Annotated in this window: 12 protein-coding genes; 8 read left to right on the top strand and 4 right to left on the bottom strand. The window is 70.0% G+C overall.

Annotation, left to right across the window (positions count from 1 at the left end):
* The 4 genes from AC3WOH_RS29140 to flhC all read left to right on the top strand — a co-directional run.
* Positions 1 to 631 (top strand): DMT family transporter (locus tag AC3WOH_RS29140; RefSeq protein WP_492232797.1); only part of this gene is annotated, 631 nt, incomplete at its 5' end.
* A 64-nt stretch (positions 632 to 695) separates the two neighbouring features.
* Complete coding sequence (locus tag AC3WOH_RS29135) at positions 696 to 1,595, top strand: sulfurtransferase (RefSeq protein WP_492232796.1); 900 nt, start codon at positions 696 to 698, stop codon at positions 1,593 to 1,595.
* 248 nt (positions 1,596 to 1,843) lie between these two features.
* Positions 1,844 to 2,170 carry a flagellar transcriptional regulator FlhD gene (flhD, locus tag AC3WOH_RS29130; protein ID WP_007853391.1) on the top strand — a complete coding sequence of 109 codons (327 nt, stop codon included), beginning with the start codon at positions 1,844 to 1,846 and terminating at the stop codon, positions 2,168 to 2,170.
* Positions 2,171 to 2,234: 64 nt separating this feature from the next.
* Positions 2,235 to 2,795 carry a flagellar transcriptional regulator FlhC gene (gene flhC / locus AC3WOH_RS29125; RefSeq protein WP_184856645.1) on the top strand — a complete coding sequence of 187 codons (561 nt, stop codon included), beginning with the start codon at positions 2,235 to 2,237 and terminating at the stop codon, positions 2,793 to 2,795.
* Positions 2,796 to 2,976: 181 nt separating this feature from the next.
* On the opposite strand, the gene AC3WOH_RS29120 is transcribed toward flhC, so the two are convergent.
* Positions 2,977 to 3,543, bottom strand: a complete 567-nt coding sequence (locus AC3WOH_RS29120; RefSeq protein ID WP_492232795.1) for a FlgO family outer membrane protein — start codon at positions 3,541 to 3,543, stop codon at positions 2,977 to 2,979.
* Positions 3,540 to 4,397, bottom strand: a complete 858-nt coding sequence (locus tag AC3WOH_RS29115; RefSeq protein WP_492232794.1) for a hypothetical protein — start codon at positions 4,395 to 4,397, stop codon at positions 3,540 to 3,542. Before AC3WOH_RS29115 ends, AC3WOH_RS29120 begins: the two co-directional genes overlap by 4 nt.
* A 146-nt stretch (positions 4,398 to 4,543) precedes the next feature.
* On the opposite strand from AC3WOH_RS29115, the gene AC3WOH_RS29110 reads away from it, so the two are divergent.
* Positions 4,544 to 5,848, top strand: a complete 1,305-nt coding sequence (locus AC3WOH_RS29110; RefSeq protein WP_492232793.1) for an AI-2E family transporter — start codon at positions 4,544 to 4,546, stop codon at positions 5,846 to 5,848.
* A 21-nt stretch (positions 5,849 to 5,869) separates the two neighbouring features.
* Here AC3WOH_RS29110 and AC3WOH_RS29105 read toward each other — a convergent pair whose 3' ends face one another.
* The gene (locus AC3WOH_RS29105) at positions 5,870 to 7,954 is read right to left on the bottom strand and encodes an EAL domain-containing protein (protein ID WP_492232792.1); all 2,085 of its coding nucleotides are present in this window, start codon (positions 7,952 to 7,954) and stop codon (positions 5,870 to 5,872) included.
* Positions 7,955 to 8,261: 307 nt separating this feature from the next.
* Positions 8,262 to 11,051, bottom strand: coding sequence for a phosphoenolpyruvate carboxylase (gene ppc, locus AC3WOH_RS29100; RefSeq protein WP_492232791.1), 2,790 nt, complete (start codon positions 11,049 to 11,051; stop codon positions 8,262 to 8,264).
* 116 nt (positions 11,052 to 11,167) lie between these two features.
* On the opposite strand from ppc, the gene hemC reads away from it, so the two are divergent.
* From hemC to AC3WOH_RS29085, 3 genes are read left to right on the top strand one after another with little or no spacing between them, the layout of a single operon-like run.
* Entirely contained in the window at positions 11,168 to 12,127 is a 960-nt protein-coding gene (gene hemC, locus AC3WOH_RS29095) for a hydroxymethylbilane synthase (RefSeq protein ID WP_492232790.1), read from the top strand.
* A gap of 1 nt (position 12,128) precedes the next feature.
* Positions 12,129 to 12,932, top strand: coding sequence for a uroporphyrinogen-III synthase (locus AC3WOH_RS29090; RefSeq protein ID WP_492232789.1), 804 nt, complete (start codon positions 12,129 to 12,131; stop codon positions 12,930 to 12,932).
* A complete protein-coding gene (locus AC3WOH_RS29085; protein WP_492232788.1) occupies positions 12,929 to 14,017 on the top strand; it encodes a uroporphyrinogen-III C-methyltransferase in 1,089 nt (362 codons plus the stop codon). The genes AC3WOH_RS29090 and AC3WOH_RS29085 overlap by 4 nt, the downstream gene beginning before the upstream one ends.
* Positions 14,018 to 14,026 lie beyond the last annotated feature (9 nt).

Below are 14,026 nucleotides of genomic sequence, written 5' to 3'. Positions count from 1 at the left end.
CCCCCCCCCCCCCCCCCCCCCCCCCCCCCCCCCCCCCCCCCCCCCCCCCCCCCCCCCCCCCCCCCCCCCCCCCCCGCGCCCGGCCCTGCAGGGCACGCTGATCGTCACGGTGCTGGCAGGCTTCGTGGGCGTGGTGATGATGCTGCGCCCCAGCCTGGACCAAAACCAGGCCTTCGCGGGCATGATCGGGCTGCTCTCGGGCCTGTCGGCCGCGTTCGCCTACATGCAGGTCGTGGCCCTGTCGCGCCTGGGCGAGCCCGAGTCGCGCACCGTTTTCTACTTCGCACTGGGTTCGGCCGTGGCCGGTGGCGGCGCCCTGCTGTTCACCGGCGTGTCGACCTGGCCGGGCTGGCAGGCGCTGTGGCTGCTGCCCATCGGCATCCTGGCCGCCGGCGGCCAGCTGTGCATGACCAAGGCCTACGCCAGCGCCAAGACGCAGCGCGGCACCCTGGTGGTGGCCAACCTGCAGTACTCGGGCATCGTCTTCGCAGCCCTGTACAGCGTGCTGCTGTTCGGCGACGTGCTGCCGCCCATCGCCTGGGCGGGCATGGTGCTCATCGTGGGCAGCGGCATCGCCGCCACCGTGCTGCGCGCGCGTGCCGCCCCCGGCACCCCCGCCGAAGAACACTGATACACGCACCGGCACCAACATTGACACAATGCCGGGATCAGCCTCCCTCACCCGTCCCGCCGCCATGACCTACACCACCCTGATCTCCGCCACCGAACTGCAATCCCTGGTCGCCAGCGGCCAGCGGCTGATGGTGTTCGACTGCAGCTTCGACCTGATGCAATCGACGGCCGGCGCCCAGCAATACGCACAGGCCCACATCCCCGGCGCGGTGTATGCCGACCTCAACGAGAACCTGAGCGCCAAGCATGGCGTGCCTGGCGCGTCCGGCACGGTGACCGCCCAGGAAGCCGACAAGCCCGCGTCGGGCGGCCGCCACCCCCTGCCCAGCCGTGAGCGCTTTGCGATCTGGCTGTCCAGCGTGGGCTTCGCCAACGACATGCAGGCCGTGGTGTACGACCGCCAGGGCGCCAACTACTGCGGCCGCCTGTGGTGGATGCTCAAGTGGGCCGGGCACGATGCCGTGGCCGTGCTCGACGGCGGCCTGCAGGCCTGGCAGGCCGCGGGTGGCGCGGTGGCCAGCGGCGAGGAGCCGGCGCACTTCCAGTCCAACTTCGAGCTCCGGGAGCCGCTGCGGCGCCTGGCCACGGCCAGCGATGTGCTCGCCCACCTGCAGCAACCCGGCCAGACGGTGGTGGATGCCCGCGCCGCGCCGCGCTACCGCGGCGAGGTCGAGCCCCTGGACCCGGTGGCCGGCCACATCCCTGGAGCCCTGAACCGCCCCTTCGTGGACAACATCGGCCCGGACGGCAAATTCAAGCCCGCTGCGGTGCTGCGCGCCGAGTTCGACACCCTGCTGCAAGGCCGCGATCCGGCCACCGTGGTGCACCAGTGCGGCAGCGGCGTCAGCGCCCTGCCGAACCTGATCGCGATGGAAGTCGCCGGGCTCGGCAAAAGCGCCCTTTTTGCCGGCAGCTGGAGCGAATGGGTGAGCGATTCTTCGCGTCCGGTGGAACGCGGCTGACCTGCCCCGGCAGGCCTGGTTGCTGCTTTTTGCAGCAGGCCCCTCGCTCTGGTGGGTAGTACCGCGCCTTCGGTTTTTGTAAGGCAAATTCCTACACGGACTGCCCCTGAACCAGACACGCTGCACAGAGCAGCGCCGACTTAATTTCTGATTGGCCTGGTTTCACAATCCATTTCAACGGATCACGCAAAACATGCAACCCGCATGGCAAGGCGAAGACCCGGGAACTGGAACAAAGGAACCCTGCCATGACGAACGAACAGCTGCTCGCCGAAATCCGCGAAGCCAACCTGACCTACCTGATGCTGGCGCAGAACCTGATTCGCCACGACAAGGCAGAAGCAGTGTTCCGCCTGGGCATGAACGAAGACGCTGCCGATATTCTGGCATCGCTGTCGGCCGCCCAAGTGCTGAAACTGGCCTCCAGAAACACGCTTCTTTGCAGCTTCCGCGTGGACGACAACCTGGTCTGGAGCTTGCTGACCAACCACACGGCCAAGAAGGTGGGCAACGAAGCCACCAACACGCTGCACGCCAACATCCTGATGGCCAGCCGCGTGTCGGAAGTGCTCTGAACACCCCGCCCTCCTCCTCCGTCCCGTTCCGTCGCCTGTTCACCGTTTCCCTCGAAAGCCTGCCATGACCACCACGACTGCCGCCGCCAAAGCCCCAGCCAAGAGCGTTCTCAATGAATCCAAGCAGATCGAGCGCGCTGCGATGCTGATCGGCATGGGCGCCCGCATGCAGGTCTTGGAGTCGGAAACCACCCTGTCCTACGAACGCCTGATCCGCCTGTACAAGGAGATCGCCGGCAAGTCGCCGTCCAAGGGCCAACTGCCCTTCTCGACCGACTGGTTCCTGACCTGGCAGGAAAACATCCACAGCTCGCTGTTCCTGAACATCTACGAATACCTGTCCAAGGGCGTGGACCTGGATTCGGTGGAACTGCTGACCAAGGCCTACCGCCTGTACAGCGAGCAGGTCACCACCGCCGAGATCGAACCCCTGCTGTCCTTCACCCGCGCCTGGCGCCTGGTGAAGTTCGTGGACGCCGGCATGCTCACCCGCACCCAGTGCGCCGACTGCAAGGGCCACTTCGTGACCGAACTCTACGAAAACCGCCACTACACCTGCGGCCTGTGCAACCCGCCCGCCCGCGCCGGCAAGAGCAAGAACGCCGGCGCCTTGATGCTGCACTGACCTTTCCAGCAAAAAGCCCCGCACGGACTACCGGCGGGGCTTTGGTGTTTCTGGAGGAGACAACAGTCCACTGGCCTATGAACTCGCATGGCCCAAGCCAGTGCCCCCGCGCAAGGGCCGCCCCGCCGCGCTGGGGGCGTCCCCCTCGGGGGAAGGCGCGAAGCGACTCAGGGGGGCTTCACTACCTTGCCGCGAGCAGCGAGCGCACGTTCTCGTCGATGGGCATGGAATAGTCGTGCGCGGCCACCACGGTGTTGCCCACGGGGTTCACGATCTTGAGGCTGATGAACAGCGTGGTGGTCGATGCCGCGTAAGTGCCCACCACCACGGCCTGCGCGTCGTGCGCCCGGCCCACCTCGCGCACCTCGCGCGAAAGCAGCAGCTCACCCGTGCCGCGCTGCATGGCCACGCTTTCGCGCAGCTTGAGCTCGGTCACGCGCAGGCCGCGCTGCACCAGGCGCGAGCCGATCTGCTCGGAGAAGATGCGCCCCAGGCGCGAGGATTCGTTCAGGCGGTCCACATTGACCAGCGTGGCCACCAGCACGGCATGGCTGGGGTCCAGCGGGGCCTGCTGCAGCAAGGCATCGGCCGCGCGGTGATTGCGCTCGATGCTGCCGGGCGTGATCAGGTCCATGAGCCCGCCGCCGCTGCCGCCGGCCTTGTCGCCGTAGTAGTACGAGGCACAGCCCGAGAGGGCCAGCACAGGCGCCAATACTGCTGCAGCGCGCAACACGGTGCGCCGCCTCATGGTGCACCCCACAGCGCAGGGGGTGGGCTCACCACCTGCCAGGTCTTGACCGGGGTGGGCGGCGGTGGCGGAGGGGGCGGTGGCGGCGGTTGCTGCACCTGGTAGAGCACGGCATCGTCCTGGTCGATGTAGTACACATCGGAAGTGCGGGCCAGGTAGCGGTCGCCGCTTTCCAGCGAGGTCGTGATGAGCACCTCGGTGCGGGTGGGCCCGCCCGCGGCCGGGCCATCGGTCGTGTACTGCGCGACATCGGCAAGCGCCCCGATCGCGGTCATGCCTGCGACCACCGAGGTGGCGCTGGGCGCACGGTGCACCCAGTCGCGCGCCACGCCCACGCCCAGGGCCAGACGGGTCAGGGGCATGGGCAGGCTGTTGGAGACCCGGGCCGGGTGCTGCACCAGCTGGGTCTCGAAGGCCAGGGTCACGGCCGAGGGCTGGTTGGAGAGCACCACGCCCCGGTCCAGCAGGCGGGTGATCAGGAGCTTGCGAAAGCCGTTGTTGAAGCTCGTGTCGCCCGAGGCAGACACGTAGATCGGGTGCTCGCCCGCGGGCCAATGGCGGATCTTGTCGGTGATGCGCGTGGCCACGTCGTCGGCCAGCACATCCCAGTGGTGCACGGCGCGCGCCTTCTTCTGGTTCGATGCCGGGTAGTTGTCGGCGCGCGGAACGTCCAGCGACGAACAGCCGGCGGCCAGCAGCGAGGCCACTGCCAGCAGCGGCACGACCACGCGGTGCACCACGGGCCGGGCACGGGCCTCGCGCTCGGGCGCCACCAGCGTGCCGGGGTGGGCCACCGGCAGCCGCGGTTCAAAGGGACTCGGCGGCAGACCGCCGGGCAATGGTTCGACTTGCATGCTGCCATGCTAGCCATCCGGCGGCTGCACCATCGCGCGAATAGCAAGGCGTTTGCGTTGCATTTGCACGGCACATGCCGGCGCCGGCCGCGCCTTGGCACCGCCACCTACACAACATTTGCTCACAGTGCGTGACAATCGCCCGCATGACCGCCGTGCCCGCCCCCGCAAGCCCCACCACCCCGTCCCTCCCCCTGCAGCCCGAGGAACCCGTGGCCGCCGTGGGCGCAGGCACGGGCCCCGGCGATCCGCAGGCCCAGGCGCCATCACCACCGCAACCGGAGCCCGACCCAGGCCACCCGGCCGCGCCAGACACCGCCGCCGCGCCGGTTGCGACGCCCCCTCCTGCGCCGCTGATGCTGCACATGCCGGTGGACGTGCGCAACCTGTCCCTGGCGCTGCTGGCCCTGTTCGCCAGCGTGGCCCTGCTGCACTGGGCCAGTGCGGTCTTCATCCCCCTGATGCTCAGCCTCCTGCTGACCACGGCGCTGCGCCCTGCCGTCAACATGCTGCGCCGCTGGCACATTCCCCGCCCGCTCGGTGCCGCCGTGCTGCTGATCGCCCTGGTGGGCGGCCTGGCCAGCACGGCCTGGTCGCTGAGCGACGGGGCCGTGCAGCTCGTCGACTCGCTGCCCGTGGCCGCCAAGAAGGTGCGCGACAACCTGCGTGCGCGCGCCGGCATGCCCAGCACGCTGGACACCATGCAGAAGGCCGCCGCCCAGATCGAGCAGGCCGCTGCCGAGAGCGCGGCCGCCGCCCCGGCACGGCGCGGCGTGCAGCGCGTGGTGGTGGAGCGCCCGCCCTTCAACATCCGCGACTACCTGTGGAGCGGCACCATGGGCCTGGTGTCGGCCCTGGGCCAGCTCACGGTGGTGGTGTTCCTGACCTACTTCGCGCTGGCCTCGGGCAACCTGTTCCGCCAGAAGCTGGTGCGCATCGCCGGCAGCAGCCTGGAGCGGCGCAACATCACCATGCAGGTGCTCGACGACATCACCGGCCAGATCCAGCGCTACCTGCTGGTGCAGGTGTTCACCAGCATCCTGGTGGGCCTTGCCACTGGCCTCGCCTACTGGGCACTGGGCCTGGAGAACGCCGCCGTCTGGGGCGTGGTGGCCGGCGTGCTCAACCTCGCACCCTACATCGGCTCGGCGCTCACCGCCGGCGCCTCGGCGCTGGTGGCCTTTTTGCAGTTCGGCACCATCGACATGGCGCTGGCGATCGGCGGCGCCTCGCTGGTGATCCACACCCTCATCGGCAACCTGCTCACACCCTGGCTCACCAGCCGCACCAGCAGCATGAGCCCCGTGGCCGTGTTCGTCAGCGTGCTCGCCTGGGGCTGGCTCTGGGGCCTGTGGGGGCTGCTGCTGGGCATCCCGGTCATGATGGCCGTGAAGGCCATCTGCGACCGGGTAGAGGACTTGAAAGCGGTGGGCGAACTGCTCGGGGATTGAGGCGCACGGCAAGGTGCGCCGTCATGCTGCCTGGACGGTTGCGCTGGCCGCGCAGCGCTGCACGAAGGCGGGCAACTCGTCGGCCCCCATCGCACGACCGTAGTACCAGCCCTGCACCTGCAGGTCCATGCTGGCGGGCAGCAGCTGCAGCTGCTCCGCCGTCTCCACCCCTTCCACCACGATGCCGACCTCCAGGCTCTGGCAGAAATGCAGCAGGCCCTGCAGCAGGCGCGCGCCCCGGGGGTCGGCGCTGGCCACGACGAAGCTACGGTCGATCTTGATCGTGTCCACCGCAAAGGCGTGCAGGTAGCTGAGCGAGGAATAGCCCGTGCCGAAGTCGTCGATGGCCACCTGGGCGCCCACGGCGTGGATGCGGGCGATGGCGTCGCGCATCTGGTCCACGTCCGCGGCCAGCGCATCCTCGGTGATCTCGACGCTGATGCAGCCGGCCGCGGGCGCGATCAACGCCACCAGCCGCCGGCAATGCTCGGCCGACATCAGCGTGGGCCCCGTGGCGTTGATGGAGATGGGCAGCACAAAGCCTGCACTGCGCCAGCGCTGGTGCTGCTGCAGGGCGGCCCCGGCCACCCACAGGTCGACATCCTTCATGAGCCCGGCCTCGGTCAGCCAGGCCAGGAAGGCCCCTGGGGACTGCGTGCGCCCGCGGGCATCGCGGGCCCGCAGCAGCGCCTCGCAGCCCACGCATTCGCCTGTGCGCGGCGACACCTTGGGCTGGTATTCCAGGAAGAATTCGTACTCGCCCATGCGGCGCACCTGGGCCAGCAGTTCCTCGCGACCGGCCTGCCGCTGCTGCGCCAGGACCACCGGGTCACTGGCGTACAGGCGGCCCTGCTCCTGCAGGCGCGAAAACGTGGTGTCCAGGCCCGGCAGGTGCACCGTGGTGGCGTTGTGGCGCTCCAATGCCCGCACCGCCGGCGCGTAGATGCAGGCCCCGAGCAGCACCAGCGCCAGCTGCAGCGCAACGGCCGGCCAGGCGCCCTGGGTGCTGGCATAGGCGTTGAAGAGCACCGGTGCATTCAGCGGCATCGCCATGGTGGCCACCGGCACCCAGCCCGCCTGCACGGCCGCAAGCGCCAGGCTGGCGTTGACGGCCGGCACCAGGATGAACGGCAGCAGCAGGCGCGGATTGAGGATCAGCGGAATGCCGAACAGCAGCAGCTCGTTCACGTTGAGCAGGGCCATGGGCAGGCTGGCCAGGGCCAGCAGACGCAGGCCGGGGCTGCGCGCACGCCACAGCACGGCCACCACCAGCGACAGCGTGCCGCCTGCGCCGCCGATGAAGGCGAAGGCCCCGAGCAGGCCGGCGTTGAGCAGGTAGGGGGGCGGCTGGTCTGCCAGCACCTCGATGGCATTCCACCCCACGGCCATCTCCAGCACCTGGAACAGGGGCTGCAGGGCATGGTAGCCATGGATGCCGAAGAACCACAGCAGCGAATTCATGCCCGTGATCACCAATGCATTCAGGTAGGGCCGGTCCGGGTCCACCACATCCAGGGGCAGGCTCCAGTGCGCCAGGCCCTGCCATTGCTGCAGCAGGGTCAGCACCACGACCAGCAGCCCCGCCGTCAGCACGCCGGGCAGCACCATGTTCATGGCGTCTTCCACGTTGTCGCTGACCAGGGAGCCGCGCGACAGCTGCAGCCAGCGCACCCGCATGAGCCGCGCCATGATGGGCACATTGACAATGGGCGAAGCGATGGCGATGAACAGCACCAGCGTGGCGGCGGCGCGCGGCTGGCCGCGCAGCAGGTAGGCGGCCAGCGCCACATAGACAAAGCACAGGAAGGCCACGGGCAGGCGCGGCAGGCTGTGGCGTATGGCCAGCATGTAGCCGATGGAAGCGGCGATCAGCAGCGGCAGGATGCGGCTGATCTCGCCATGCAGGCCGGCCAGCAGGTCGGTGGTCTCGGTGGGCAGGCCCAGCATGCGCGTGAGCACCGACGACACCAGGAACACCGCCGACACCATGAGGCAGGGCAGCACCCAGAGCAGCCCCTCGCGGATGGCGCGCATGGAATCCGCGCGCGCCACGGCCTGCAGCCGCAGCGACAGCCGCACTTTCAGGGCTGCAACATCAATGCCCACACCATGCCCTCCCGGCGCCCATGCCAGGGCGCGTCATTCATCATTTCACCCCCGCGCTGGCCCCGGCATGCGGATGGATGCGCGAAGCGCGGCGCTGCCCATAGTGGACTATGGGCAAGCCGTGCGACAAAGCAGACGCCGCATGCCGGGGCCAGCCCGAAGGGAAAGCCTGCAGCGCGGTGCATTGCGGCGTTGCCCTTCGCTTGTGTAGCCATGCTACACCGCGCTGCAGACTTTCGCGGGGGTGAAATGATGGATGGCACGCCCTAGCAGGCGGGCAGCCGGATGGCAAAGCGGCGCAACCGGCTCAGCCCGTGTTGCGCAGGCCGGCAGCGATGCCGTTGATGGAGATGTGGATACCGGTCTGCACGCGCTCGTCGCCCTGGCCCGCGCGCCAGCGGCGCACCAGCTCGACCTGCAGGTGGTGCAGCGGGTCGATGTAGGGGAAGCGGTGCTTGATGGAGCGCGCCAGTGCCGCGTTGTGCGTCAGGCGCTGCTTGTCGCCGGTGATGCGGGTGAGCGCATCGGCCGTGTTCTGCCATTCGGCCTCGATGGCGGTGAAGACCTTCTTGCGCAGGCGCGCATCGGTCACCAGTTCGCTGTAGCGCGAGGCCAGGGCCAGGTCGCTCTTGGCCAGCACCATGTCCATGTTGGACAGCAGGGTGCGGAAGAACGGCCACTGGCGGTACATCTTCTGCAGCAGGGCCAGCTGTGCCTTGGGGTCCTTGCCCTCAGCATTCACGAAGGCATCAACCGCCGCGCCAAAGCCGAACCAGCCCGGCAGCGTGAGGCGGCACTGGCCCCAGCTGAAACCCCAGGGGATGGCGCGCAGGTCCTCGATCTTCTGGCTGGCCTTGCGCGAGGCCGGGCGCGAGCCGATGTTGAGCTCGGCGATCTCGCGGATCGGCGTGGAATTGAAGAAGTAGTCGGTGAAGCCCGGGGTCTCGTAGACCAGCGCGCGGTAGGCCGCCATGCTGGCCAGCGAGAGCTGCGCGGCCGCCTCCAGGAAGGCCTTGGTCGCGGGCTTGGTGGGCTGCAGCAGCGTGGCCTCCAGGGTGGCGGCGACCAGGGTTTCCAGGTTGCGCCGGCCGATCTCGGGGTTGGCGTACTTGGAGGCGATGACCTCACCCTGCTCCGTCAGGCGGATCTGGCCACGCACGGTGCCCGGGGGCTGGGCCAGGATGGCCTGGTAGCTCGGGCCGCCGCCGCGGCCCACCGTGCCACCGCGGCCATGGAACATGCGCAGCTGGATGCCGTGGTTGGTGGCCAGCTCGTCGAACAACTCCACCAGTGCGATCTCGGCACGGTACAGCTCCCAGTTGCTGGTAAAGATGCCGCCGTCCTTGTTGCTGTCGGAGTAGCCGAGCATGATGTCCTGCTCGCCGCCGCTGCGCTGCATGAGCGCCGCCACGCCGGGCAGGGCATAGAACTCGCGCATGATGGGCGCGGCGTTGCGCAGGTCTTCGATGGTCTCGAACAGCGGCACCACGATCAGGTGGTTCTTCGACTCGGCGTCGAGCGTGCCGTTCAGGAGGCCCACTTCCTTTTGCAGCAGCAGCACCTCGAGCAGGTCGCTCACCGTCTCGGTGTGGCTGATGATGTAGTGGCGGATGGCCTCGTGGCCATAGCGCTGGCGCATCACGCGCGCGGCCTCGAAGATCGCCAGCTCGCCCTGGGCGTGGGCCGAGTAGCTGGCGCCCACCACGCGCAGCGGCCGTGCATCGTTGAGCAGCTTGATCAGCAGGGCGCGCTTGGCTGCCTCCTGCAGCTGCGCGTAGGCCGGTTCGATGCGCGCCGTGGCCAGCAGCTCGGCCACCACCTCCTCGTGCTTGTCGGAGCTTTGGCGCAGGTCCACCGTGGCCAGGTGGAAGCCGAAGACCTGCACCGCGCGGATCAGCGGGTGCAGGCGCTCGGCGGCCAGGGTCTCGCCATGGTGGGACTTGAGCGAGGCCTGGATGATGCACAGATCGTCCAGGAACTCTTCGGCGCTGGCATAGGGGTTCTGTGGCGCCACGGCATGGCGTGCCGCGTCGCCGCCGGTCAGCTCCTTGAGCGAGGCGGCCAGGCGCGCATAGATGCCCGTGAGCGCACGGCGGTAGGGCTCGTCCTGGCGGTGCTCGTTGGTATCGGGCGAGCGCGCGGCCAGGGCTTCCATCTCGGCCGAGACCTGCACCAGGCGCGCCGACAGCGAGAGCTCGCCGCCCAGGTAGTGCACCTCGGTCAGGTAGTGGCGCAGGGCCACCTCGGCCTGGCGGCCCAGGGCGTACTGCAGGGTCTGGGCGGTCACGTTGGGGTTGCCATCGCGGTCGCCACCGATCCACTGGCCCATGCGCAGGAAGCTGTGCACCGGGTACTGGCCCAGCTCGCTTTCCAGGTCGGCATAGATCTTGGGGATCTCGCGCAGGAAGGTGGCTTCGTAGTACGACAGCGCGTTCTCGATCTCGTCGGCCACGGTGAGCTTGCTGTAGCGCAAGAGGCGCGTCTGCCACAGCTGGGCCACGCGGGCGCGCAGCTGGGCCTCGTTGGCGGCCAGCTCGCGCGGGGTGAGCGCGTCCTTGGCGGTGTTGTACAGCTGGGCGCGCACCTGGATGTCGTCGCGCGCGGCCAGCAGTTGGGCGATGTCGCGCTCGGCGTCCAGAATGCTCTTGCGCTGCACCTCGGTCGGGTGGGCCGTGAGCACCGGCGCCACATAGCTGCCTGCCAGGGTCTGGGAGATCGTCTTGGGCGCAATGCCGGCCCAGCGCAGGCGCGACAGGGCCACCTCGATGCTGCCCTCCTGCGTGTCGCCCGCGCGCTCGTGCACGGCGCGGCGGCGGATGTGGTGGCGGTCCTCGGCCAGGTTGGCCAGGTGGCTGAAGTAGGTGAAGGCGCGGATCACGCTCACCGTCTGGTCGCCCGACAGGGACTTGAGCAGCTTCTTGAGCGCGCGGTCGGCCTCCTGGTCGGCATCGCGGCGGAAGGCCACGGACAGCTTGCGCACCTGCTCCACGAGCTCGTAGGCGGCCACGCCCTCCTGGTCCCGGATCACGTCGCCCAGAATGCGGCCGAGCAGGCGGATGTCGTCAATCAGGGGCTGGTCCTTGTCGGATCGTCTCATGCGTTGGGTCTCCGGGAATGGGGAAGGCCACTGCAGGCGTCCCCCTGCACCGGCCACGAGTGCGGGCGCATGCTAGCATCCAGCGCCCCTGAATGATTACAAACAGGTTACGAATCTTGAGCTCCGCCGCGCCCTCCCTGACCCATCCCATCGTCATCGCCACGCGCGAAAGCCGCCTGGCCCTGTGGCAGGCCGAGCATGTGCAGGCCCTGTTGCAGGCCCGCGGCCACACGGTGGAACTGCTGGGCATGACCACCAAGGGCGACCAGATCCTGGACCGCTCCCTGTCGAAGGTGGGCGGCAAGGGCCTGTTCGTGAAGGAACTCGAAGTGGCGCTCGAAGAAGGCCGCGCCCACATCGCCGTGCACTCGCTCAAGGACGTGCCCATGGAACTGCCCGAGGGTTTTGCCCTGGCCTGCGTGATGGAGCGCGAGGACCCGCGCGACGCCTTCGTCTCGCCGCGCTACGCCGCGCTGGACGAACTGCCCCAGGGCGCCGTGGTCGGCACCTCCAGCCTGCGCCGCCAGGTGCTGCTGCAGGCCCTCAGGCCCGACCTGAAGATCGAGCCGCTGCGCGGCAACCTCGATACACGCCTGCGCAAGCTCGATGAAGGCCAGTACGACGGCATCGTGCTCGCGGCCGCCGGTCTCAAGCGCCTGGGGCTGGAATCACGCATCCGCACGGCCTTCGACGCCGCCACCATGCTGCCCGCCGCCGGCCAGGGCGCCCTGGGCATCGAGGTGCGCAGCGACCGGCAGGACCTGATCGCCGCACTCGCGCCGCTGGCCCACCAGGCCACCTGGCTCACCGTGGCCGCCGAGCGCGCAGTGAGCCGCGCCATGGGAGGCAGTTGCTCCATGCCGCTGGCAGCGCACGGCAGCCTGGGTGCCGACGGTACCCTGCAGCTTGACGCCGCCTGGGGCGACCCCGAGGATGCGCGCGCCCCGCTGGTACGCGCCCAGGCGAGTGCCCCTGTGGCCACCCTGGCCCAGGCCGAAGCCCTGGGCGACGAGATCGCCCGCCGCCTGCGCGCGGGCGGTGCCCGCGGCATCGATCCCGCCTCTGCCACCCCCTGAGATGGCCACCACCCCGCCCAGGGTGATCGTCACGCGGCCCGAGCGCGAGGCGGTCCAGTGGGTGTCCCAGCTCAGCGCACGCGGTCTGGCAGCCACCGCCCTACCGCTGATCGCCATCGGCCCCTGCTCCGACCCTGCAGCCCGGCAGGGCGTGGCCGCCGCGCACGCGCGCCTGGCCCAGGCCCCCGGCTACCGCGCGCTGATGTTCGTGAGCAGCAACGCGGCCCTGTATTTCCTGCCCGGGGCCCTGCCCCTGCCGGCCGGCACCCGTGCCTGGGCGCCCGGCCCAGGCACCGCGCGCGCCCTGGTGGAGGGGGGCGTGCCGCCCGCCGCCATCGACGGCCCCGCGGCCGATGCGCCGCAGTTCGACTCCGAATCGCTCTGGCTGCAGGTCGGCCCCCAGGTGCGGGCGGGAGACCGCGTGCTCATCGTGCGCGGCCGTTCGGCCGGGGTGCATGAATCGTCCGAGGGTTCGGGCCGCGACTGGCTGGCACGCCAGGTGCTTGCTGCGGGCGGCCAGGTGGACTGGGCCGTGGCCTATGAGCGCGGAGCCCCCCGCTTCACCCCCGACCAGGAAGCACTGGCCCGGGCCGCCGCCCAGGATGGATCGCTGTGGCTGCTGAGCAGCTCCGAGGCCGTGGCCCACCTGGCCGAGGCCCTGCCCGGCCAGTCCTTTGCCGCGGCGCGGGCGCTGGCCACCCACCCGCGCATCGCGCAGACCGCACGGGCCATGGGCTTTGGCCATGTAAGCGAGTGTCGTCCAGCGCTGGAAGACGTGGTGGCCTCGATAGAATCGGCCCCATGAGTTCCGCGCCCCCCCACGACCTGCCCGCAGCAGCCCCTTCCAGCCCCGCCGCCGCGGCGCACCAACCCCCGGTGGTGGTGCGCGGCAGCAGCCTGCCCACCCTGCTGGTGGGCGTGCTGGCGGTGGCGGCCGTGGCCAGCAGCGGCCTGTTGTGGCAAAAGCTCAGCGCGATCCAGGAACAGCTGGCGCGCCAGTCGGCCGATTCCGGCGCCCTGGCCATCGAGGCGCGCACCATGGCGCGCCAGGCCGAGGAGCTGGTGCGCGAGACCGCGGCCCGCCTCTCGGTGACCGAAGCCCGCGTGGCCGAAGTGGCGCTGCAGCGCAGCCAGCTCGAAGAGCTGATGCAGAGCCTGTCGCGCTCGCGCGACGAGACCCTGGTGGTGGACATCGAATCGGCGCTGCGCCTGGCGCAGCAGCAGGCCCAGCTCACCGGCAGCCTGGACCCGCTGCTGGCCGCCCTCAAGACCGCCGAGCAGCGCATCGAGCGTGCCGCCCAGCCGCGCCTGACCCCGGTGCAGCGCGCCATCGGCCGCGACATCGAGCGCATCAACCGCGCCCAGGTGACCGACACGGCCGGCCTGCTGGCCCGGCTGGACGACCTGGTGCGCCAGGTGGACGAGCTGCCCGTGCTCAACGCCGTGGCCCAGGCCGCCGCCAGCAAGCGCCTGATCGCCACGGCCCCCAGCGGCGCCGCGCCCAGTGCCGACACGCCCTGGTGGCAGGCCACGCTGCAGCGCAGCTGGGAAGTCGTGCGCGACGAGGCCCGCAGCCTGGTGCGCGTGAGCCGCGTGGACCAGCCCGAAGCCGTGCTGCTCGCCCCCGAGCAGACCTTCTTCCTGCGCGAGAACCTCAAACTCAAGCTGCTCAATGCGCGCCTGGGCGTGCTGGCCCGCCAGTTCGAATCGGCCCGCGCCGACCTGGCCGCCGCCACCACCGCCGTCAACAAGTATTTCGACCCGGCCTCGCGCCGCACGCAGACGGCGGCCACGGTGCTGCAGCAGGCCCAGGCCGGCATGAAGGCGGCCGAGCTGCCGCGCCCCGATGAAACCCTCTCCGCCCTGGCCACGGCCGCGGCGGGGCGCTGAGGCAGGGGG

The sequence above is a fragment of the Acidovorax sp. FW305-C-20-28 genome, assembly GCF_058783375.1.
The sequence above is the reverse complement of the archived record's forward strand: the minus strand, read 5'-3'. Positions and strand labels throughout refer to the sequence as shown.

Coding starts and splice junctions, on each gene's coding strand:
- AC3WOH_RS29135 (WP_492232796.1), top strand. CDS start 696: ATGACCTACACCACCCTGATCTCCGCCACCGAACTGCAATCCCTGGTC.
- flhD (WP_007853391.1), top strand. CDS start 1,844: ATGACGAACGAACAGCTGCTCGCCGAAATCCGCGAAGCCAACCTGACC.
- flhC (WP_184856645.1), top strand. CDS start 2,235: ATGACCACCACGACTGCCGCCGCCAAAGCCCCAGCCAAGAGCGTTCTC.
- AC3WOH_RS29120 (WP_492232795.1), bottom strand. CDS start 3,543: ATGAGGCGGCGCACCGTGTTGCGCGCTGCAGCAGTATTGGCGCCTGTG.
- AC3WOH_RS29115 (WP_492232794.1), bottom strand. CDS start 4,397: ATGCAAGTCGAACCATTGCCCGGCGGTCTGCCGCCGAGTCCCTTTGAA.
- AC3WOH_RS29110 (WP_492232793.1), top strand. CDS start 4,544: ATGACCGCCGTGCCCGCCCCCGCAAGCCCCACCACCCCGTCCCTCCCC.
- ppc (WP_492232791.1), bottom strand. CDS start 11,051: ATGAGACGATCCGACAAGGACCAGCCCCTGATTGACGACATCCGCCTG.
- AC3WOH_RS29090 (WP_492232789.1), top strand. CDS start 12,129: ATGGCCACCACCCCGCCCAGGGTGATCGTCACGCGGCCCGAGCGCGAG.
- AC3WOH_RS29085 (WP_492232788.1), top strand. CDS start 12,929: ATGAGTTCCGCGCCCCCCCACGACCTGCCCGCAGCAGCCCCTTCCAGC.